Source organism: Pedobacter sp. NEAU-ZC8, from assembly GCF_059278965.1.
Genome location: NZ_JCAJXC010000003.1, coordinates 213,932 through 234,250, shown reverse-complemented (window position 1 = coordinate 234,250; position 20,319 = coordinate 213,932). Strand labels below are relative to the sequence as shown.

The 20,319-nt window shown below is 42.0% G+C and carries 17 protein-coding genes; 4 read left to right on the top strand and 13 right to left on the bottom strand.

Annotated features, from left to right (window positions below):
- Positions 1-22 precede the first annotated feature (22 nt).
- The 4 genes from AC5WJX_RS04210 (at position 23) to AC5WJX_RS04195 (ending at position 4,522) form a co-directional block, all read left to right on the top strand.
- Positions 23-937 (top strand): helix-turn-helix domain-containing protein, encoded by a 915-nt coding sequence (locus AC5WJX_RS04210; protein ID WP_494483490.1) that lies wholly within the window; start codon positions 23-25, stop codon positions 935-937.
- A gap of 305 nt (positions 938-1,242) precedes the next feature.
- Entirely contained in the window at positions 1,243-1,593 is a 351-nt protein-coding gene (locus tag AC5WJX_RS04205) for a DUF2200 domain-containing protein (protein ID WP_494483489.1), read from the top strand.
- A 403-nt stretch (positions 1,594-1,996) separates the two neighbouring features.
- Complete coding sequence (locus AC5WJX_RS04200) at positions 1,997-3,301, top strand: MATE family efflux transporter (protein WP_494483488.1); 1,305 nt, start codon at positions 1,997-1,999, stop codon at positions 3,299-3,301.
- Positions 3,302-3,355: 54 nt separating this feature from the next.
- The gene (locus AC5WJX_RS04195; protein ID WP_494483487.1) at positions 3,356-4,522 is read left to right on the top strand and encodes a glycosyltransferase family protein; all 1,167 of its coding nucleotides are present in this window, start codon (positions 3,356-3,358) and stop codon (positions 4,520-4,522) included.
- Positions 4,523-4,722: 200 nt separating this feature from the next.
- On the opposite strand, the gene AC5WJX_RS04190 is transcribed toward AC5WJX_RS04195, so the two are convergent.
- The 13 genes from AC5WJX_RS04190 to AC5WJX_RS04130 all read right to left on the bottom strand — a co-directional run bounded on the left by AC5WJX_RS04190 (position 4,723) and on the right by AC5WJX_RS04130 (position 20,317).
- Positions 4,723-5,604, bottom strand: coding sequence for a glycosyltransferase family 8 protein (locus AC5WJX_RS04190; protein ID WP_494483486.1), 882 nt, complete (start codon positions 5,602-5,604; stop codon positions 4,723-4,725).
- An 81-nt stretch (positions 5,605-5,685) separates the two neighbouring features.
- Positions 5,686-7,233, bottom strand: coding sequence for a hypothetical protein (locus AC5WJX_RS04185; protein ID WP_494483485.1), 1,548 nt, complete (start codon positions 7,231-7,233; stop codon positions 5,686-5,688).
- Between the two features lie 381 nt (positions 7,234-7,614).
- Positions 7,615-8,778 carry a DegT/DnrJ/EryC1/StrS family aminotransferase gene (locus AC5WJX_RS04180; RefSeq protein WP_494483484.1) on the bottom strand — a complete coding sequence of 388 codons (1,164 nt, stop codon included), beginning with the start codon at positions 8,776-8,778 and terminating at the stop codon, positions 7,615-7,617.
- A gap of 5 nt (positions 8,779-8,783) precedes the next feature.
- Complete coding sequence (locus AC5WJX_RS04175) at positions 8,784-9,791, bottom strand: SDR family NAD(P)-dependent oxidoreductase (RefSeq protein ID WP_494483483.1); 1,008 nt, start codon at positions 9,789-9,791, stop codon at positions 8,784-8,786.
- A gap of 6 nt (positions 9,792-9,797) precedes the next feature.
- Positions 9,798-10,514 (bottom strand): NeuD/PglB/VioB family sugar acetyltransferase, encoded by a 717-nt coding sequence (locus AC5WJX_RS04170; protein WP_494483482.1) that lies wholly within the window; start codon positions 10,512-10,514, stop codon positions 9,798-9,800.
- 53 nt (positions 10,515-10,567) lie between these two features.
- Positions 10,568-10,936, bottom strand: coding sequence for a DMT family transporter (locus AC5WJX_RS04165; protein WP_494483481.1), 369 nt, complete (start codon positions 10,934-10,936; stop codon positions 10,568-10,570).
- Between the two features lies 1 nt (position 10,937).
- Positions 10,938-11,909, bottom strand: a complete 972-nt coding sequence (locus tag AC5WJX_RS04160; RefSeq protein ID WP_494483480.1) for a glycosyltransferase — start codon at positions 11,907-11,909, stop codon at positions 10,938-10,940.
- A 47-nt stretch (positions 11,910-11,956) separates the two neighbouring features.
- The gene (locus AC5WJX_RS04155; RefSeq protein ID WP_494483479.1) at positions 11,957-13,072 is read right to left on the bottom strand and encodes a DegT/DnrJ/EryC1/StrS family aminotransferase; all 1,116 of its coding nucleotides are present in this window, start codon (positions 13,070-13,072) and stop codon (positions 11,957-11,959) included.
- Positions 13,073-13,576 carry an acyltransferase gene (locus AC5WJX_RS04150; RefSeq protein ID WP_494483478.1) on the bottom strand — a complete coding sequence of 168 codons (504 nt, stop codon included), beginning with the start codon at positions 13,574-13,576 and terminating at the stop codon, positions 13,073-13,075.
- The gene (locus AC5WJX_RS04145; RefSeq protein WP_494483477.1) at positions 13,577-14,632 is read right to left on the bottom strand and encodes a Gfo/Idh/MocA family protein; all 1,056 of its coding nucleotides are present in this window, start codon (positions 14,630-14,632) and stop codon (positions 13,577-13,579) included.
- Positions 14,633-15,233: 601 nt separating this feature from the next.
- Entirely contained in the window at positions 15,234-17,789 is a 2,556-nt protein-coding gene (locus tag AC5WJX_RS04140; protein ID WP_494483476.1) for an adenosylcobalamin-dependent ribonucleoside-diphosphate reductase, read from the bottom strand.
- 343 nt (positions 17,790-18,132) lie between these two features.
- Positions 18,133-19,149 (bottom strand): glycosyltransferase family 2 protein, encoded by a 1,017-nt coding sequence (locus tag AC5WJX_RS04135; RefSeq protein WP_494483475.1) that lies wholly within the window; start codon positions 19,147-19,149, stop codon positions 18,133-18,135.
- Positions 19,136-20,317, bottom strand: a complete 1,182-nt coding sequence (locus AC5WJX_RS04130) for a glycosyltransferase family protein (RefSeq protein WP_494483474.1) — start codon at positions 20,315-20,317, stop codon at positions 19,136-19,138. Before AC5WJX_RS04130 ends, AC5WJX_RS04135 begins: the two co-directional genes overlap by 14 nt.
- Positions 20,318-20,319 lie beyond the last annotated feature (2 nt).

The following is a 20,319-nucleotide window of genomic DNA, read 5'->3' as shown; positions in this document are numbered from 1 at the left end:
CAGCAATAGTTATCTTTATATTATGAAACCTTACAGGATAAAATCGATAAGTGAATTTCACAACATCTTCAATCTGCCGAAGCCGGAACATCCGCTGATCAGTGTGGTTGATTATGCTAAACTTGTCGTAGCGAAAAGAAACAGTGACGTTACCGTAACGGTTTCAGATTATTATTCGATCTCAGTTAAACGTGGACTGAGTCAGAAAATGCGCTATGGTCAGCAGGAATATGACTTCGATGAGGGCGTGATGTACTTTCTTGCACCCGGGCAGGTATTACATGCAACACCGTCAACCGATATGGATCATCATGCGTCTGGGTGGATATTATTGATCCACCCAGACTTTCTTTGGAACAGCAACCTTGCTGCTATCATTAAGCGGTGGGAGTTTTTTGACTATTCCGTTAATGAGGCATTATTCCTGTCAGATAAGGAAGAGGCCATACTGAATAACATCATCCAAAACATCCAGCAAGAATACCATGCGAATATTGATCGTTTTAGTCAGAACATCATTATCTCCCAGTTGGAAACACTCTTGAATTATGCTGAACGCTTCTACCAGCGACAGTTTATAACGCGAAAGATCACGAATCACCAGGTTCTGGACAGGTTGGATAAGTTACTGAAGGCATACTTTGAAGATCCTGCGCTTGTGAAGAAAGGGCTGCCAACGGTGCAGTATATCGCTGATGAACTGAATGTTTCTACTGGTTATCTAAGTGGACTGCTGAAGGTGTTGACCGGACAGAGTACGCAGCAGCACATTCACGACAAACTTATCGAAAAAGCAAAGGAGCGGCTATCGACGACGGACCTTTCCGTAAGCGAAATTGCATATGGGTTGGGCTTTGAGCACCCACAGTCCTTTAGCAAGCTGTTCAAATCCAAAACTAGCACTTCTCCGCTGGAATTTCGACAGTCTTTCAATTGATATTTACCTACCCTTGTGTGGGTTGGTGATAGCCTCTTTTAGGCAGACCTGGTCACATTGTTTATTTCCGCTGACATAGATCCAATTTTGAGGTGTATGCGGTCTTAACTGCGGCTGGTCATCATGGCAATGCCCATTTTAACTGGCAAGTCGTCAGTTATTGAATTTTTTTGGATGCGTAGTTAGGGTACTTGCTGATAGAAGAACCGGCAAAGAGCAGCACCTAATATTGATTACTTTTCCGGTAAGAAGAAAATTCTTTATTTTGGTTATTATAGTTACTACCAAACCAGCACGTTATATAAATGGATCAATCAAGAGTATATAAGATGTCTGTTGCAAGTGTCTATCCGCACTACATCAACAAGGCAGAGCGAAAAGGGCGCACAAAGGATGAAGTAGATGAGATCATCTTTTGGTTAACGGGGTATAATGCAGATGAGTTGCAGAAGCACCTGGAGGATCGCACTGACTTTAAGACATTTTTTGATCAGGCACCGATGATAAACCCGAATGTATCTAAGATCACGGGTGTTATTTGCGGCTACCGGGTAGAGGAAATTGAGGATGAATTGATGCAGCGTGTGCGTTATTTGGATAAGCTGATTGATGAATTGGCGAAGGGAAAAAAGATGGATAAAATCCTGAGGAAGTAACCAGAAATGCAACGGTCTTGACGCTAAAGGATGACTTTTTTTGCGCTCAAAAATCAAAGGTTTATAGCCTACCGAATTTGAATTGGAATTCATTTGGGTATACGTTTGATCATGCCCGCAGCAGCATTAGCGTATTCTAGAATCGGCCGTTAATTACCTTGATTAGGATGGCATACATCATCTAAAAACCAGTTTAAGTAAGTTCTATTTTCCATCCCTTTTTTTTCACAAGTAAGATATACATCTGATAATAGATGACTATATTGATGTGCCTATTAGCGAGTGTGTTATTGCTTTCAAAATGGATCTGTGTTAAGTTAATTTGGCATTGTAACAGATAATCCAGCTATTGTGCAAGGAGATCTTTTCTGTCTGATTTATTCACAATCATTAAAAAGCAAAAATGATTCTATCGCTCCATAAAATTAAGACGCATCCTAAGTATGAACAAGTTTTAACATTTCTTAAACTGACGCTAATCACGGGTAGCGCTCAGCTTTCTATCCAAGTTGTTGGTTTAATTTCAGGTATCGTAATAATTCGACTTCTTCCACCTCAGGAGTATGCATTCTACACCTTAGCCAATGCCATGATCGGAATGATGTCACTTTTGGCTGATGGAGGCATTTCGACTGGCGTGATGTCACAGGGCGGGAAGGTCTGGGATGATCCGGAGAAATTGGGCACCGTGTTGTTCACCGGTATGAAGTTAAGACGGAAATTCTCGCTGATCACGTTAGTCCTAATTGTGCCTGCTTTCGCCTACCTTCTACTCCATCAAAATGCAAGTTTATTGGTAACTTTATTGATCATCCTTTCCGTTATTCCTGCGTATTATGCATCCTTGTCGGACTCACTTCTGGAAATCGTACCGAAGCTACATCAAGACATTAAACCCCTACAACAAAATCAAATGGCGGTTGGTCTATCAAGGTTGTTGCTATCTGCAGTTCTCTTGTTTTTCTTTCCCTGGGCTTTTATTGCTGTGATAGCGGCTGGTATCCCCAGGATCATCGGTAACATAAAACTTAGGACTATCGCAGATAAATTTGTCGCCAAGGCAAGAGCTGCTGACCCTTTGGTTGAAGCTGAAATTATGGCTGTAGTTAAGAGAAGTTTACCAGGTCTGATATATTACTGCCTATCAGGACAGATTACCATCTGGATTCTTTCCATATTCGGAAATACTTCATCATTGGCGGCCAGTGGGGCGCTTTCCAGACTAGGAATGGCCTTAAATGTACTTTTGGTTATGATGGGTACGCTTGTCGTTCCCCGATTCGCCAGATTGCTGCCTCATCGAAGACTCCTGCTGACTAGATTTTTGCAGATTTTTACTTGCATGGCAGCCATTACTTGTATTGTACAAATGCTTGTCTTTACTTTCTCCAGCCAATTACTTTTTGTGCTAGGGCCGACTTACTTCCATTTAGAAAGAGAACTGTTCGTTTACTTTTTAGGGTGTAATGTCACGCTTTTAGTTTCAACGGCTTTTGGATTATATGCTAGCCGGGGCTGGATAATCAAGCCAATGATTTCGATTTCCTACAATATCTTATTTCTAGTAATTGGTGTGCTTCTCTTCAACGTATCTACATTAATTGGGGTGCTTTGGTTTACACTATTTATCAGTTGTTCTCAACTGTTTATGCATTTTTTCTTTGCCATTTACAAGATTCACCTGACAGGTGAACATTCGTCAAAATGATTCAAAAACTATAAGCTAAAACTTGTATATTCTAGCATTAAATCATTCAGTTATATGCCAATTAAGCTGCTTTCACTTCAACCTGGTTCTCTTTACGAAAATGGAGGTGCTGGCCGGGTTTTAAGACGCCTTTATGCAGGTCACGAAAAGGATGTTACTACATTATACGCTAAGGCAGTTGCAGGTCCAGTAAGAAAGGGATCTATCAGGGAGGTAGCCGTACCGGCATTCCCATTACATAGAAGTTGGATGCGATGGCATTTAAGAACCTTTGTGGCATTTTTGAGGGATAATGTCTTCCACAATTATAATGCTAGGAGGATTGTTCGTGCTGCGTCGTTGATAGACTGTGATGTAATTCATATTATTGACCACGGGTCCTATTCTAGTGTACTATGCAATCAACAATTTTCCGGTAAGCCCCTTTGGGTTTCCTTTCATGATCACTTTTCGACAGTAGGGAGTTTTGAGGGGACGCATGAACTCTGGCAGAGAGCAGATCGGCGGTTGATGATTTCAAACGAATTAGGTTTAGAGTATCAGAAGTTATTTGGTACAAAGGACTATGAATTAATTACAGATGGCGTGTTGGAAGCTGAAATTTCTACCCCAAAAACTATCCAGAATTCACCTATTCGCATATATTTCGCAGGTTTACTGCATAACGATTATCATCCACTATTTCAAACATTAGCAGAAGCAATTGAACTGTTAAATAGAGATGGAGTATCGTGTGAACTTATACTTAGGGGAACGCAGGAGTTAGCCTTTTTAAGAAACAGATCTTTCAAAACTCGCTACCTTAAAGACTTCGTGTCTGATGAAGATGTAAAGCGTGAAATGGACGAGGCCGATATATTATATTTACCCATGAAATTCAATCTTCCGGATTTCTACTTGTATAGTTTATCTACTAAAATGGTGAGTTATCTCGGTGCGTCTGGGTCGATCTTGTATCATGGGCCAGAAGACAGTGCAGCTTGTAACCTGTTGAGAAACTACAACGCCTCTAAAAATTGTAGCTCATTGAATGCGGAAGAATTGAAAGCAACAATCACCAATTTGTTGGATGGTTACTCTTTGATATCAAAAAATGCCAAGAAATTAGCAAGGGAAAGGTTTGATTTATTAAGCCTGCGGCGGCAGTTCTGGAAGCATAACACCCATCAGCTTACTTGGGAAGCAATAGAATCTACCGATGTAGATGAAAAGCAGCTATAGTGAAGGACAAACAGGTTGTTTGGTAAATGAAGAGGTTAACTCTTTTAGGAAAGTCACACCGCGGGCAGGAAACGAAGCTGAGGGTGGCCTTGGGAGTATTTAGATTTAAAAGAAATAGTATGATTACAAGGCTTATTGCAAAGAAGTGTCAGCCTTGATTTGTACGCCTAAGGTCTCCATAGACCAATAGTATTTAGATCTTAGTGAACAAGTTTGTCCTTAAATGAACGGACGTATGATCTTCGAATATTCCATGCTCTTACGAGATCAGCAGTAGTTACACTACCTAATCTTGAGATCCAGTTTTTACGATCGTACTTCAACCAGGTTTGGTAGCCACTGTGAATTAGAAATGCAAAAGGGTCCCAAGGCTTAGGGGAGCCGACAAAGTGAAGTATCATCTTCGCGGAAGTTTCTGGCCTTTGAGCAACTGGAGACCATTCGCAATTGAATGATTTTGGAAGCTTTGCGAACTGACCGGAACACAAAATATTAAGTATAGATTGATCTACTGATGGGAGTTCCAATGCATGTTGTCTTCCAATTTTCAAACACTCTTCCTTTATGTTCCTTATTCTCCATGCTCGTAAATTCAAGAGCAATACACCAGCATTGAAATATTCTAATTCTGGATTTAAACCTACTTTTTCTGTATAGAAAGTGTTTCCATAGGTAAACTTAAATTTTCCTCCTCCTACTGCTGCTAAAAAGTATCCCTTGAAATCAAATTGATCAATTTTCAAAACATCTTCTTCTACTATCAGGTCAGAGTCTAGATAAAGGACTTGATCTTCGTGAATGAAGTCAACGAGTAATAATCTACCGTAACTTGTCCAGTCACCATGCAAGGACCGGAAGGAACCAAATGTTGAGTAAGGGTCGAAATCAATAAAGGAGAACTTGCCTCCAAATCTTTCCTGATTCAAGAGCTTTTCGATGTTCCTCTTATCCTTTTCGCTATGACCTGCACAAAGAAACCAAAGGGCCAACTTGCTTGAATCCGAACAATTTTGAATAAGCGAGGCAAGCGCAACGCGAAGTCCCGTTAAGCCTAACCTATTGTTACAAAAAGCAATATTCATATGTTCTTTGGTTTTTGATTATATGATTACAATTCCACAGTGGTTTGCGATCGTAACGACGATGGAGAATTATTAATCTAACTATTGGCTTTTTTGTACCAGGATCGTTGATGGGCGTGCTTTCTTGTCAGCACGTGCAAAAAGCATGTATGGCCCATAGCTTGGAGCACCTTGTATATACCAGCTAAAAATACCTCCTATGCTCCTATCGGAACTGGTAATGTTACCTTTAGTTTGTTGCATGCCGATATGAATGGCGCCATGATAATCTAGTCCAGAAGACCTCAGCTGGGCGCTGAGATCTTCATCAAGTTCGCTTCCGGAGAAAATTGCATAATCCATCTGTGCCAGGAGTTTCATGAACCTGTCTTTTGGCTTGAAATCATTTTCCCTAATCCAATTACCATCATCGTCAAAACTAAACTGAATGTATGGGGTATACATTTCCCAGCCAAGTGATCTGCCCGTGAAGTAGAATTCGTAGGTAAAGGCTAAAAAAACCTTGTGATTACCACTGCCAATTGCTGATCTTGCGGCCGCTTCTATTAGGTTCCTTTCACGTTGGGCACCATCCTGGTAAGCGAAGGCTGACCGGAGAACTACCGAGATGCATATGGACCAAAGCACTGTAAAAGCTAACAAACCGGCACTTACTCGGTGCACGGCAGGTTTGACTGATTTACGCTCTGCTTTTAGAAAAAGATTGCCCGTTAGCACCATAAAATATGGCAAGAGGTATAAAAGACGGAATTCGTAAACAAGGGTCGTTAAAATAATGATCAACGTAAATATGAAAGCTAGTATGATACCCCGCTCCCGTCTGAAGAACAGCGCCCATACACCTAGTAATGGTAAAAAAGGGCTTAACGTTTTTATAAATGCCTTCGCGATTTTAGCCCAGGATTGATAATTGAAAATACCAGAGATGCGTTCGAAGGATGTTTTGCTTGCATTAACATTCAATGCAACCATATTTTTCATATCCTCTAAAATTGTCGTTAGTTGATGCCGGATAGGGATAAGAAGCAATATCGAGGTAAGTAAGCCTCCAATAACGAAATATAGAAATAGCTTGCCTGTTTTTTGTAAAGAGCTTCTGGTAAAATGTCCGTCGTAAAAGGAGCTTAAAAACTCTGCAAGGATCAGTGGAAAAAGGAACAAAGCGGAAGGCCATACAAAAGCGGATAAAGCAGCGAGTACGCCTGCAAGCATCACCAGAAGTATTCTCGTTGTTCTTTCTTTATTGCTGGAAAGCCGCAGCAGCCAACATGATGTTAAGCAAAAAGCAATCACCCAACTATCTGTTCTGGCCATCCGCTGTGAAAGCGTGAATAAAGGATCGAGCAAAAAAGCCAAGGCGAGTAAGCCCGCGAACGCTGCAGGAACCTTTCGTTGAATAAGCCAGGCTAATGCAACTGTCGCTGCTGCAAGGCCACCAATTAAGGCAACAATACGGGGCCCCACTCCGGAAGTACCGCCAAACTGATAACCAAGTTCTGCAAAGACCGGCCCCAAATAAGACCAGAGTAGAAGCGGTTTGTCGCCGGCGACCCACCAGGTTACAGACCACCGGCTTAGTGGATCCAGTGTGAGTCTGCCGTAGTCGGTAATCTGTGCTTCATCTTGCATTAAGCTAGGTAAGACATCTAACGTACTTGCTTCTACCAAACACAAAATGGCTGCTAGGATGAACCAAGTGAGGAAAATCAGTTTAGTTATGCTTGCCTTATCTTCGTACTTGTGGCGAATCGGATTATAGTTATTCGTTTGAAGCGCTTTTATGATCATCATTGAATTTGAAAGCTTTTCGATTTGTTAAATTTTTGGTGCCGCTCTCTGGATAGATCGCAAAGGCCACCTGATTTGTGAAGTATGATCTCGGCTATAAATAGTTAATTGGCATGGGATCATGTGTGAGCAGTTCCTCCCCACAATTCTTGCATCTTAATGGTGACTACGGTTCCGCTAATCGCGAGTGCCGTCATATTGCATTTTAGATCACTAGGAGGCCTAGAAATTTTCAACCTTCGCCGAAAATGCTTTTGGATTCTTAATCAGGGCACAAAATGTCTCAGCAATATAAATTACCTCCTCCTGTTCCATAGGTACGTATAATGGTAGTATGATAGAATTATCCTGCATATCCTCCGATATAGGTAGTACAACCTCTTTGTGGGACCGTTTGTAAGCCGATTCCCTGTGCGTGGTCATCACTCCTCTCCGCGTAGCGATGCCCCAGTCTAGCAACAGTTGCATGAGTTCGTTTCTTTTTAACCCGTAGCCCGCTTTCAAATAGATGCTGTAAGATTGATAGTTACTAAACCGCCCATTCTGCTCAGTCGGCAGTTTTATGTATGGTAATCCCCGAAACGCTTCATTATAAAACCTTGCAACTTTGCGTCGTTCATTCACGATCCAATCCAGTTTCTCCAGCTGCTTTATTCCTATCGCCGCCTGGATATCTGTCATTCGATAGTTGTAACCAACTTCTACATGATCTTCAAAAACAACTTCTTTTGACTCATGCCGAATTCTGTCATTTACAGACATTCCATGTTGGCGTAACATTTTAAGCCGCTCATAATAGTCTTGCTTACTTGTTGTGATCATTCCACCATCACCAGTAGAAATGACCTTGCGTGGATGAAATGAAAAGCATACAAGGTCCGAATGGCTGCCGATTTTACCTCCTTTGTATGCTGATCCTGCAGCACAGGCCGCGTCTTCTATAATTGTCAGATTATATTTAATTGACAGTGCTTGAAAGGCATCCAAATCTGCAGGAAATCCAATTTGGTGAACTACTAATATGGCCTTTGTCTTTGAAGTGATGCGTCGTTCAACATCTACGGGATCAAGGTTGTATGTTCCGGGTTCCACTTCCGCAAAGATTGGGGAGGCACCAACGTAGGTTATAGCGTTTGCCGTTGCAATATAACTTAAGGAGGGACAAATTACCTCGTCGCCCACCGTGATGCCGGCTACGATCATGGAAAGATGTAGAGCTGTTGTACAGTTGGACACGGCAACGGCATATTTCGCTCCTGTATAGGCAGCAAATTTCTCTTCAAATTCCTGCACTTTAGGACCCTGTGTTATCCATCCAGTCAAAATGGTGTCGTAAGCTGCTTTCGCATCTTCTTCGGTAATGTAAGGTTTTGCTATTGGTATCATAATCTCTACTTTATCCAGTTTATTTCTTGAACATCACTCAGAAGATTTTGATAGGATACCCTTTCCGTGTAGTAAGCTATTGTCTCTTGAATGCCTTGGTCAAATGAATAAGAAGGCTCAAAATCGGTAAGTGCCTTAAATCTATCTGGTCGCACCCACAAGCGAGGTACATCAGCGGGTCGTTCAGGCCTGAAATTGATTCCAAGATCCGATTTCCTCATTTTAGCAAGTATATTTTCAAGTAAGTCTTTCATAGAGACCTCCCGCCCAGTCCCGATATTAAAAGTTTTGCCTGTCAGCTCATCTTGCTGACCACTTTCAGCAATATCAAGCAGCGTCTGTAAAGCCAATGCAGTATCCTTTACAAAGAAGAAATCTCTTGTGATGTCCCCCTTGCCAAATAGAACTGGGGCTTCGCCATATAGTATTTTGACGATACTCCGGGGGATGATCTCGCCTGCGTCACCTTCATAATGGGCTCTAGGTCCATAATTATTAAAGATCCTTAGAACGGTAATTGGAAGTTTATAACACTCGTAGTAGGCATTGGCATAGTGTTCTCCAGCAAGTTTACTCGCCCCGTAGACTGTCAGCGGATGGGTCGGAGCCGTTTCTGTTATGGGGAAGTTAGTCGTACGTCCGTAGATTTCTGAAGTTGATATATAAAAAACATGCTTGACTGCTACATTTCGGGCCGCTTCTAAGATGTTTAGAGTCCCCTCAGCATTTACCCTGTGATTTTCGAATGGACTATGAATGGAATGACGTACGCCAAGGCATGCCAAGTGAAACACGAAATCTACCGCTTGCATAGCTTCTCTACAAGTAGATTTACTTAAAATATCTCCCTGAATAAAGCTGAAATCCCTATAACTTTGCGCATGATCGAGATTTTCCAAAGATCCGTTGGATAAGTTATCCAACACGGTCACGCGGTAACCGCTCTCCAGCAGTCTATCTGTTAAATGAGAGCCAATAAAGCCAGCACCTCCTGTTACTAAAATATGTTTCATGTTGACTTAATGTTTTGGGATCTGTTCTAACCCTTCTAGCTGTGCCCTTGGTGGAAGGGTATGGAGATTATTTTTGGACTCAAGTAACAGCGCCGGGTTTCCTGCGACAGTAGTGTTCTCAGATATACTTCTAATAACATTACTTCCAAGGCCAACCAAGGCCTTATCTCCAATCTGTACTCCATTAATGACGTTTGTACCACTTCCGATGTAGCAGTTCTTCCCTATGCTTGTGCCACCGGCGATCACCACGTTACTGCCGATAAGCGTATAGTCATTCACCTTGACGTCATGATGAATGACTGAATTTGGCAATATGCATACGTGATTTTTGATTATTGCATTACTTGTAATAACAACGCCAGCCATGATCAGGCAATTGTAACCGATACTTACGTTTCTTCCGATAGAAGCTCTCGGATGAATTGCCGTGATAAACCGATCCGGGTTTAGCTTTAGCGAGTTGATGTTTTCATTACGGTTCCGGAATGAAGATGGACTCCCGGGCACTGCCAACACCAATAACTCGGAATAATCTTCGATAATCGATCTCCGGAATATCTTGTGGTTGGAAGAGCACTTTCCTTGGTCATCATCAATGAAGCCAATCACTTCATATACCTCATGGTCTATGCAATCCAGGGCCTCAATCCCATTCCCATTATAGGGGAAGATTACCAGCTTTCGTTTCGCCATTAGTCGTTCGGTTAATTTTAGTCTCATGTGAAGTCGTTCTAACCTCAGGGAATTGAGCATTGAACCAGCGCATGTCGCGTTTAGGCTTGCGCCTGGTTATTCAGGCTCAGTATCAGAATTCCGGCTATTATGAACAGGAGCCCCACGTAAGAGCCAAAAGAAAGGCGGTCTTGAAATAAGTAGTAGCCGACCACGACGGTTAACAAAAAATTTATGCCCGTGGCGATAGGAATTACAAATGAAAACTGACTGCCTGATAGTGCTTTAAACATGGCTAGCGCAGAGAAAATGATGAATAGTGCGGCAACCACAAAATGGCCATTTAAAAAAAGGCTCACCCAATCTTGCCAGCCGGCCAATTTAATATGCTTTAGTTGGAGCTTGACAATAGCCGCACCACAGACATTAAAGGTGGCGTAAACCAGTATATAAAAAATTGTTAACTGCATCTTACAAAACGTGTATTTCTTCAGGCGCCTTAGCCTTGGATAAAATGTTTAGGTCCGTTGCTTCCTCAATTACAAACACTGGGCGCTTTCGACTCGCATCAAGTGTCCGCCATAAATATTCGGCAATAATGCCAAGCGATATATTTGTAATTCCGAAGCCAAGCATAAGAACGGACATGAGTGCAGGCCAGCCACTTGCCAAATCATTAAACAGGAGCGTGCGAACAACAATATAGACAGTCCAAATTAGACCGAGAATAAAGAATGTTATGCCGACTAGCGATACCAGCCGTATCGGTGCAAACGAAAACGCTACAAACGAATCGATGAATAGCTTTATCTTTTTAGAAACCGTCCATTTAGATTTTCCGACAAGTCTCGCTTTTTTGTAATAGGTGACAGCTGATTGTTTAAAACCGAGGCTAAGTACCTGAATGAAGATGGATGAATTACTTTCAATATTATTGTTGAGGCAATTCTGAACCTTTCGGCTGAACATCACAATATCAAATCCATTTTTTGGAAAGTTCGATACAGCATATTTTTGCATCATGTATGCGTATCCTTTGGAAAAAAGCTTTTCCGTTCTAGTCGTTTCCGTTGAGTTGCGGTAAGCCCAGCATATATCGGCTTGAGAATCTTTAATTTTGGCAACCATGCTGTCTAACAGCTCTATCGGGTCCTGCAAGTCTGCATACATAAAGGTGATGTATTCTCCAGTTGCACGTTCAATCCCAGCTCTCAAAGCTGCATGTGAACCGAAGTTCTTGGATAAGCTGATAATTCTGGCAACATACGAGAAGTGTTTTGCAGTTTTTAGCTTTTCGACGGTGTTGTCGGTTGAGCCATCATTTACAAAGAGGACCTCTGCGGAGTAATCAGTTCTTTGGAGAAAAAAAGTATTTAGTTCCCCGACCAACATATCAATATTATCCTGCTCGTTCAGAACAGGAATGATCACAGAAAGTCTCATATTCCAAAATTTTAGGATTCTGCAAAAGCTTGCTTAGTATCTGCAGTTTAAAAGGTGTTTACTGTTTCGATTATGTAGGACACCTCCGAATCACTCAATTCAGCGTACATAGGGAGTGAAAGACAGTGTTGAGCTAGATATTCAGCATTTGGACATGCACCTGAATTATACTGCAAATGTGAATAGGCTTTTTGTAGATGACAAGGTACAGGATAGTGTAAACCGGCATGTATATGATGTTTCTTAAGATATTCGCTTAGTCCATCCCTGTCCTCAGTGAGTACCACAAACAAATGATAAACAGAATCTGCCCAGTCAGGTTGCGCTTGCATGGTTATCTTGGTATTGTAGATTTCGGACTGGTACCGTGCAGCAATTTCCTTTCGTCGGCGATTCCAGCCTGGAAGATGCCTTAGCTTAACTTGCAAGGATGCCGCTTCAAGCCCCCCCATTCGCATATTGTACCCTATCTCGTCATGATAGTATCGAATCAAGGATCCATGATTACGCAGACTTAACAATTGCCTATAAATGCGGTCATCATTTGTAGTGATTCCGCCAGCTTCTCCGCAAGCACCCAGATTTTTCCCGGGGTAGAAGCTGAAGCATGCCAGATTACCGAAGCTCCCTACAGGCTGACCAAGGAATTTAGCACCTTGAGCTTGGGCCGCATCTTCGATGAAATGCAAGTTGTGTTTAATGCACAGTTCCTGAATGCCTTTTATATCAAATGGCTGTCCATATAGATGCACCCCAATGATAGCTTTGGTTCTGGAATTGATCTGCTCTTCAACTGCATTTACATCTATCTGCCACGTGTCCGGTGTGCAATCGACAAATACGGGCGTTGCTCCGCTGTATGTTACTCCCCAGGCTGTAGCAATAAAGGTATTTGCCGGTACAATGACCTCATCGCCCAGCCCGATGCCCAACGTAATCATCGCGAGTTGCAAAGCCGATGTGCCATTGTTTACTCCAACAGTGTGTTTAGTGCCACAAAAAGTAGCAAACGCCTGCTCAAATTCCTCAACAAATGTGCCCCCGGAGAAAGCGGCACTATCATAAACTTTCTCGAAAGCAAGAAACATCTCCTCTTTTATTTGTTGATGCTGTTTCTTTAGGTCCAGGCAGGATATCGTGTCCCTGAATGCTACTGTTTCCATCTAAGCTGTTATTTGATTTAGTGATTTGATAAATCTGGCGGGATTTCCTGCGTAAACGGTGTCTGCTGGAATATCTTTGGTGACCACTGAACCAGCACCAACCAATGCATTCTTTCCGATCTTAACCCCGCATAGGATCGTGACGCTAGAACCTATCGAAGCCCCTTCAGCTATGAAGGTTTCGATACAAGTCCAGCTTTCCTCAGTTTGAAGAGCCCCATTCTGGTCCGTGGCGCGCGGAAAAAGGTCATTAATGAAGGTGACATTATGGCCGATAAAAACATTATCCGAGATGTGCACGCCTTCACAAATAAAACTGTGACTGGATATCTTGCAGTTCTTGCCAATCTTGGCACCTTTTTGAATTTCCACAAAGGATCCGACTTTGGTTCCATCACCTATGGAACAGCCGTAGACGTTAACGAAATTATAGATGTGAACATTATCTCCTAAATCCACGTCTATAATGCTTTGTCGCTCGTTGTTTATGGTAATTCTTTTCATCTAGTTAGTTAAAATAGGTGCAGGTACATGGTTTTCTTCAGGCAACAGTTCGTTTAAAAGGACTTCACATCCATTGTGCTTAATAGACTTGTTGGATGCCTCTAGGATTTTTATGACCGCTAAACCCAGGTTTGAAGAGGATTTTGGCTCTTTATTGTTTATTATGCAGAAAATGAAGTCGTTTGCCATTTCCAGCAGTGCTTCATTTGTATTTAATTTTGGTACATGTATGTCCCCGATCCTGTAGTCGACCAGAATACTATTTTTGTCTTGCAACCTGGAATGTTTATATCCTGAATCATAAATCTTTACCTTTTCTGTCGGTTCCAGGTCGTTGTATAAGATCATTTTTTGGTCGCCTCCAATTAGCATTGTCCTCAACTTCACGGGACTGGTCCATGAGCAACTGAAATGTGCTATGAAGCCTGATTTATAGTTGACAGTTAAGTAGGCAATATTCTCCATTTCATTGCTGGTATGTGTAATTCCAGTTGCGTTCACGCTGTACGCTTGTTCATCAATTAAATAGTTCAGGATAGAGATGTCATGTGGTGCCAGATCCCATAGTACATTAATGTCTGGTTGAAACAGTCCCAGGTTTATTCGTGTAGAGTCTAGATATTTAATGCTTCCGAGTTCACCACTGTCGATTAACTGTTTCATTTTTGTAACCGCCCCAGTGTAAAGAAAGGTGTGGTCTACCATCAGCAATAAATTTTTCTCCCGGGCAAGATTTATAAGGATTTCAGCCTCCTCTATAGAGGATGTCATCGGCTTTTCCAAAAGCACATGTTTTCCCTGCATCAAAGCCAATTCTGCGAGCTGAAAGTGCGTCGACACTGGTGTAGCAATGATTACAGCATCAATATCCTTACTGTAAATTAAACTATTAGCGTCCTTGTACCCTTTGATATTCGCGTACAGCTTGCTCATGCTCATTAATCGTTCTGGACGTGGATCAGCGACAGCGACAACTCTGCAATTGGTTGCAAGGTTGAAATTTCTAACTAAGTTGGGGCCCCAATAGCCGAAGCCAATTATTCCTACATTGACCATAATAAGATTGTCTATATGAAGTTGTTGTTGCTAGCAGAATCGGTTCAGCTTACATCTTTGAGAATGGCTGATCATAGCCGTTTCAAATCCGTGTGGAACTAAGATTTGTGAATGTGCTAAGTTGTATTGATGGTGAAACTATTGAGTTATTAGGAGCGTTTGCAGACCTGCATATTCGTCCTTTGGAGGTTTGTTAGATGTTGAAACACGGCTTCGCCCTTTGTCAGTCCCAACAGGACTCGTTTTCTGTATTATGGATTCAGAATCAGTTTTTGAGCTTCTTACTGATGTGAATTTAAGTTAAGAACTTTAAATAAACGAACCTTTTTGGGAATTGTGAAGTGTGTGGCTGTTATTGTGAAATGATGTGCAACTGTCTTCATTTCAGCTTTATATCTGCTGTTGAGTTACAGGTATACCGTGCCGGTGTAAACATAGCGTCGGAATTAGTTTTGATAGACTTAGTGAAAGCTTAAGCAATAAAGTGGTACAACTTGCTCGGGCGGCTAAGTGTTAAATGTCGTGACAAGAGAATACTAAAAAACAGAAAAGCAGATATAATATTAATCACATCTGCTTTTCTGCTTTCATCCGACTGATCTTAGCCGCATTTAGAAGACCCACAGTCTTTACATGTCAGGCAACCTTCCTGATATTGAAGGTTTGTAGAGTTGCAATTTTGGCAAAGTTGTTTTTTTGCTTCCGTACCATCAGGTACATAACGCTTTAGGGCGCGTGCTACCCCATTTTTCCAGGTGTTTATCGCCTCATCCAGCTGTAAACTATTTATCAGGTCAACAACTTTCTCTATTGGCATGCCGTGTCTAAGTGTGCTCGATATTAACTTTGCGTAATTCCAATACTCAGGGTTGAACTTGTAGGACAATCCCTCTATCGTGGTTTTATGTCCACGCTTGTTCTTGTACTGAAAGTCATAACGTGAATTACCATCTGCGTCACGATTCTTAATTATTACTCCATCATTTACCCAGCGTGGAATTAGAATTCCATCTTCATCATCAGCGAATCCCGTGAATATTTCATATGGTTTGCCGTCTATTAGGCCAATGAAAGCAATCCACTTATCTTTACTATTTTGGAATCTAACTACATCAGCTTCCAATATCACGGGCCGGGTAGTCGGAAAAACACGTTCTGCAGTTTCGGCTACTGCTTCTTCCTTTTTCTCTGTGTTCGAGATCAGTACACCTGCACGTGAACCGTCTCGGTAGACAGTGACACCTTTACAGCCAGACTTCCACGCCTCCATGTAAAGTTCACCTACCACCTCTTCTGTAACATCAGCCGGCATGTTGATCGTGACGCTAATAGAATGATCAATCCATTTTTGAATAGCACCTTGCATTCTCACCTTTTTAAGATAATCTACATCGTTAGATGTTGCCTTATGATATGGAGATTGTGCAACAAGGTCATCAAGTTCTTTTTGTGTGTAATTTTTGGTAAGATCCTTTCCATTGACCTCCATCCACTGCTTGAATCTATGGTGAAATACCACATATTCTTCCCAAGAATCACCAACTTCGTCGACGAAGTCTACACGAACATCTTTATCATTCGGATTAACCTTGCGCCTGCGTTTGTAAACCGGCATAAATACAGGTTCAATTCCAGAACTGGTTTGCGACATCAAACTGGTCGTACCCGTAGGTGCAATGGTGAGCAGGGCGATATTTCGTCTACCGTGCTCTAGCATCTCGTAATATAACTGAGCATCGGCCTCTTTTAAACGGAGTATAAAAGGATTTTTCTTCTCTCTTTCAGCATCGAATATTCCGAAGGCTCCTCTTTCTTTCGCTGTGTTTACAGAAGCTCTATACGCCTCGATCGCTATAAACCTGTGGATCTCGATTGCGAAGGCGGTTCCTTCGTCACTGCCATATCGAAGTCCCATTGCCGCAAGCATGTCTCCTTCTGCGGTAATGCCAATTCCGGTTCTTCTGCCTTCATTAGCCTTATTCTTGATGTTTATCCACAAGTTTTTTTCTGTACGTTTAAGTTCTTCATCTTCAGGATCATCTGCAATCTTTTGTAAAATCGCATCAATCTTCTCAAGTTCCAAGTCGATAATGTCATCCATGATGCGCTGAGAGGCATGAATGTGCTCTTTGAACAAGTCCCAGTTAAAGTAAGCCTCTTTTGTAAATGGGGCCTCCACATAGGAAAATAGGTTTATTGCAAGTAGCCTGCAAGAATCATATGGGCAAAGTGGTATCTCGCCACAGGGATTCGTTGAAACTGTATTGTAACCTAAATCTGCGTAGCAGTCCGGAACGGATTCCCTGATAATGGTATCCCAGAATAAAATGCCTGGCTCCGCAGAACGCCATGCATTGTGGACTATTTTTTTCCACAGTGCCACTGGATCAATTTCTTTGCTATAAAGTGGATCTGCAGAATTAACTGGATATTGTTGTTTGTAGGTTTTCCCGGCCTGCACTGCTTCCATAAATTCATCATCTATCCGTACAGAAACGTTGGCACCAGTAACCTTTCCTTGTTCCAGTTTAGCATCAATGAAACCCTCTGAGTCGGGATGTTTAATCGCAACTGAAAGCATGAGGGCACCTCTTCTTCCATCCTGGGCTACCTCACGAGTGGAGTTTGAAAAGCGTTCCATGAAAGGGACAATACCAGTTGAGGTTAACGCCGAGTTTTTAACCGGCGACCCTTTGGGGCGGATATGGGAAAGATCATGACCAACACCACCGCGCCTCTTCATCAGCTGCACTTGCTCCTGGTCTATTTTCATGATGCCTCCGTAAGAATCCGAATCACCTTCGTTCCCGATTACAAAGCAGTTAGATAAAGAGGCAATCTGGTAGGGATTACCAATTCCGGTCATTGGGCTACCCTGAGGAATGATATATTTAAAATCTTTAATCAACTCATAAATAGCTTCCTCAGACAAAGGGTTAGAGTACTTTTGTTCAATTCTAGCCACCTCTCCTGCTATTCGTCGATGCATGTCATTGGGAGTTTTCTCGAAGATGTTTCCAAAGGAATCCTTCAACGCATACTTGTTCACCCACACTCTGGCGGCAAGATCATCCCCCTTGAAATATATAAGTGACGCTCTATATGCTTCATCTGCAGTATATGTCACTTCCTCTTTAGACCGATTTGCTATTTCCATGATAAATTAAGTTGATTTAAAAGAATTGATTCAAATCTAATCAAATGTCAAGGTTAAATAGTCATTCAGACATAAAGTTATCAAAATATTAATTTAATCTACTAGTGATCAGGGCTTTATAGATTTTAGAAGGCAGAAATGTTTCAAATATTGTTATACCATGAGGAGTTTTTGTGTTTAATTTTAATGGGTGTGATACAAAGTATCACTTAACTGGTTGCGGTATGTCTCCGAAATTACCTTCCGGTTGTTTCAAGTGTAAAATCCTATATGGGATGAAAAAACATGTCAATGGTTATCATTGATACATGCTGAACAAAAAACACCTACTATTCAGGTCAACTCACATTTTAAGTCGTAACAATAGTGGTGTCAAAAAAGACTTTAGTATACCTTTTAACGAGCCTTTCATCTCGTTGTAGTAATCCAGCGCACCTCCGTATCCATTTAAGTAGAGCCATGAAAAGAGTCTCACGCGAATTGCTGGTGATAGCTTGTGAAGTTCATCCAGCAAAAGCATTTTTTCTTCATTACCATAGACGTCCCAACCTAGGCAGTTGGCATGACTGCAAGCCAGATGAGTTTTTCTTTGATTTAACGCCTGCTGAGTCCAGCTTCGAGCGTTGTAAGCTGGCCCAATCACCTCATCAAAAACCCTCCTTATTCCTTCTATCTCACTTCGCTTGCGTCGGGTTCTCAGCTTTTGTTGATCCGTCCATACACGATAGCAGGCCAAGGTATCTGAGATGTAAATGTTCCCATAGGCAGCAGCTGAAATGGCGGTAGCTAAGTGATAATCCTCCCCAAAGTTGGGTCTGTCTGAAAGATAGTTCACGCGTTTAAGCGCATTTTTTCTAAACATGATAATATTTGCGGCTACTTTGTAGCCTTTAGGGGCCTCCTTTAGTGCTTCAACATCGGACTGAAATCCAGCTTGTCTGAAAAGCTTTCGCTCTTTCAAGTTCGATCCATTTTCATCCACCTCTTGCACTGCGGCATGCGCATAGCCTGCATTGGGATGTCTCAATAATGCCGTGGCGAGCTGCTCAATGTAGGCTGGCTTCAGGTAGTCATCGGAGTCTAGACGAACTATAAATTCACCTGAGGCCATGCGAAGGCAGGCGTCAACATTTTTGGCAATACCAAGATTATACGAATGTCTTATAACCTTCAGACAAGAGATTTCTTCCGAAAGTCTATCCAGAATCATGCAGGTTGAGTCTGTACTGCAATCGTCGCAAACAATAATTTCAAATGGCCTTGAGGTTTGCTCCAATACGCTTCGGATCGCTTGCTCGAGAAAGACATCTTGATTATACGTGCAAATACAGACGGAGATCGTTGGTCTATTTTTTTCCATAAGGATCACTATGCTCTAGGTCTTTAATCAGTTTTTTGGCTGCTTCTACCGCGCAAAACGGCTTTTTTGGTCTTGCAGGGCTCAAGCATGCTTCAATGCATCCATCATGAAGCGCGTAGATGCCATCAAAAAATTTAGGCGTATCAACGTCTCTTGCAATCCAGGTTTGCCCTACACAGATCACCGGGAGTTTATGTTCCAGCATTGCTGCAACCGTACCGCTTTTATCAATCATCGCAAATGCGCTTGTTGAAATTCCGACGTCTGCGTTGCTTAACAAATAGGAAATTGTTTCTGCAGGTAGTTCGCCTTTCACATCAACAGAGATTCCCGCTGACATACAGGACGATACCCAAAGCTCCTGACATGTTCCGCATCTACCGACTAACGTCAGCTTGATCTTAAGGCCATGTCGTTCCATAAATTTAGATGCCAGTTCGATAAACTTAGTCAACTGTGCTTGAGGATGTATTGTCCCAAAGATAATCAGGGAAATTTCGGAGAAGTTTGGACTATTGAACCAGTTATCGTCACAGTTAATATCAGGTACAGCCGATTCAACGTGCTGTAATTGATACGCCCTAGCTTTTACTGGAATGTTGGAAAATAGTGGCAAATGTCTGACATTAAGTCCCAGGTGAATCAATTGTGCATGATATAGTTGACAAGGAGTATGAATGCTTTTCGGCCGTAACTTGGTGATTAAAGCCTTTATAATCTGCTTCTGAAGGCAACCCCATATAACATGTTTTCTGGATGTGCCTTTAGGCATTCCAACCCAGAGTTCATGAAACATGATGTGCCACTTGAATCCGACCTCTAACTTTTTCAAAAAGGATCCTAGAGCCAATGGCAGCCCTTTGCTTTGGAAGGAAAACGGTACAAATTGCAAACTTACCCAATCTGGATTCAACTGCTTAAGCCAAGCTTTAGAAAGTTCAAGGCGGTGCTTCTCTGGCAGAGTCGAAGGAACTCTCAACGTGCGTACCTCGTGTAGCAATCCTGGCACAATATCATTTACGTCACTATTGTTTATGAACCAATCATTTATGGAGAGAATACTAACCTTGTGCCCGACGCCACTGAGCACTTCAGCTAACCTAATGGTATAATCTCCTACACCATCACACCCGGGCTCAAGCGTACCACAAATAAAAACGATTTCCATTA

Coding starts and splice junctions, on each gene's coding strand:
- AC5WJX_RS04210 (WP_494483490.1), top strand. CDS start 23: ATGAAACCTTACAGGATAAAATCGATAAGTGAATTTCACAACATCTTC.
- AC5WJX_RS04205 (WP_494483489.1), top strand. CDS start 1,243: ATGGATCAATCAAGAGTATATAAGATGTCTGTTGCAAGTGTCTATCCG.
- AC5WJX_RS04200 (WP_494483488.1), top strand. CDS start 1,997: ATGATTCTATCGCTCCATAAAATTAAGACGCATCCTAAGTATGAACAA.
- AC5WJX_RS04195 (WP_494483487.1), top strand. CDS start 3,356: ATGCCAATTAAGCTGCTTTCACTTCAACCTGGTTCTCTTTACGAAAAT.
- AC5WJX_RS04190 (WP_494483486.1), bottom strand. CDS start 5,604: ATGAATATTGCTTTTTGTAACAATAGGTTAGGCTTAACGGGACTTCGC.
- AC5WJX_RS04185 (WP_494483485.1), bottom strand. CDS start 7,233: ATGCAAGATGAAGCACAGATTACCGACTACGGCAGACTCACACTGGAT.
- AC5WJX_RS04180 (WP_494483484.1), bottom strand. CDS start 8,778: ATGATACCAATAGCAAAACCTTACATTACCGAAGAAGATGCGAAAGCA.
- AC5WJX_RS04175 (WP_494483483.1), bottom strand. CDS start 9,791: ATGAAACATATTTTAGTAACAGGAGGTGCTGGCTTTATTGGCTCTCAT.
- AC5WJX_RS04170 (WP_494483482.1), bottom strand. CDS start 10,514: ATGAGACTAAAATTAACCGAACGACTAATGGCGAAACGAAAGCTGGTA.
- AC5WJX_RS04165 (WP_494483481.1), bottom strand. CDS start 10,936: ATGCAGTTAACAATTTTTTATATACTGGTTTACGCCACCTTTAATGTC.
- AC5WJX_RS04160 (WP_494483480.1), bottom strand. CDS start 11,909: ATGAGACTTTCTGTGATCATTCCTGTTCTGAACGAGCAGGATAATATT.
- AC5WJX_RS04155 (WP_494483479.1), bottom strand. CDS start 13,072: ATGGAAACAGTAGCATTCAGGGACACGATATCCTGCCTGGACCTAAAG.
- AC5WJX_RS04150 (WP_494483478.1), bottom strand. CDS start 13,576: ATGAAAAGAATTACCATAAACAACGAGCGACAAAGCATTATAGACGTG.
- AC5WJX_RS04145 (WP_494483477.1), bottom strand. CDS start 14,632: ATGGTCAATGTAGGAATAATTGGCTTCGGCTATTGGGGCCCCAACTTA.
- AC5WJX_RS04140 (WP_494483476.1), bottom strand. CDS start 17,789: ATGGAAATAGCAAATCGGTCTAAAGAGGAAGTGACATATACTGCAGAT.
- AC5WJX_RS04135 (WP_494483475.1), bottom strand. CDS start 19,149: ATGGAAAAAAATAGACCAACGATCTCCGTCTGTATTTGCACGTATAAT.
- AC5WJX_RS04130 (WP_494483474.1), bottom strand. CDS start 20,317: ATGGAAATCGTTTTTATTTGTGGTACGCTTGAGCCCGGGTGTGATGGT.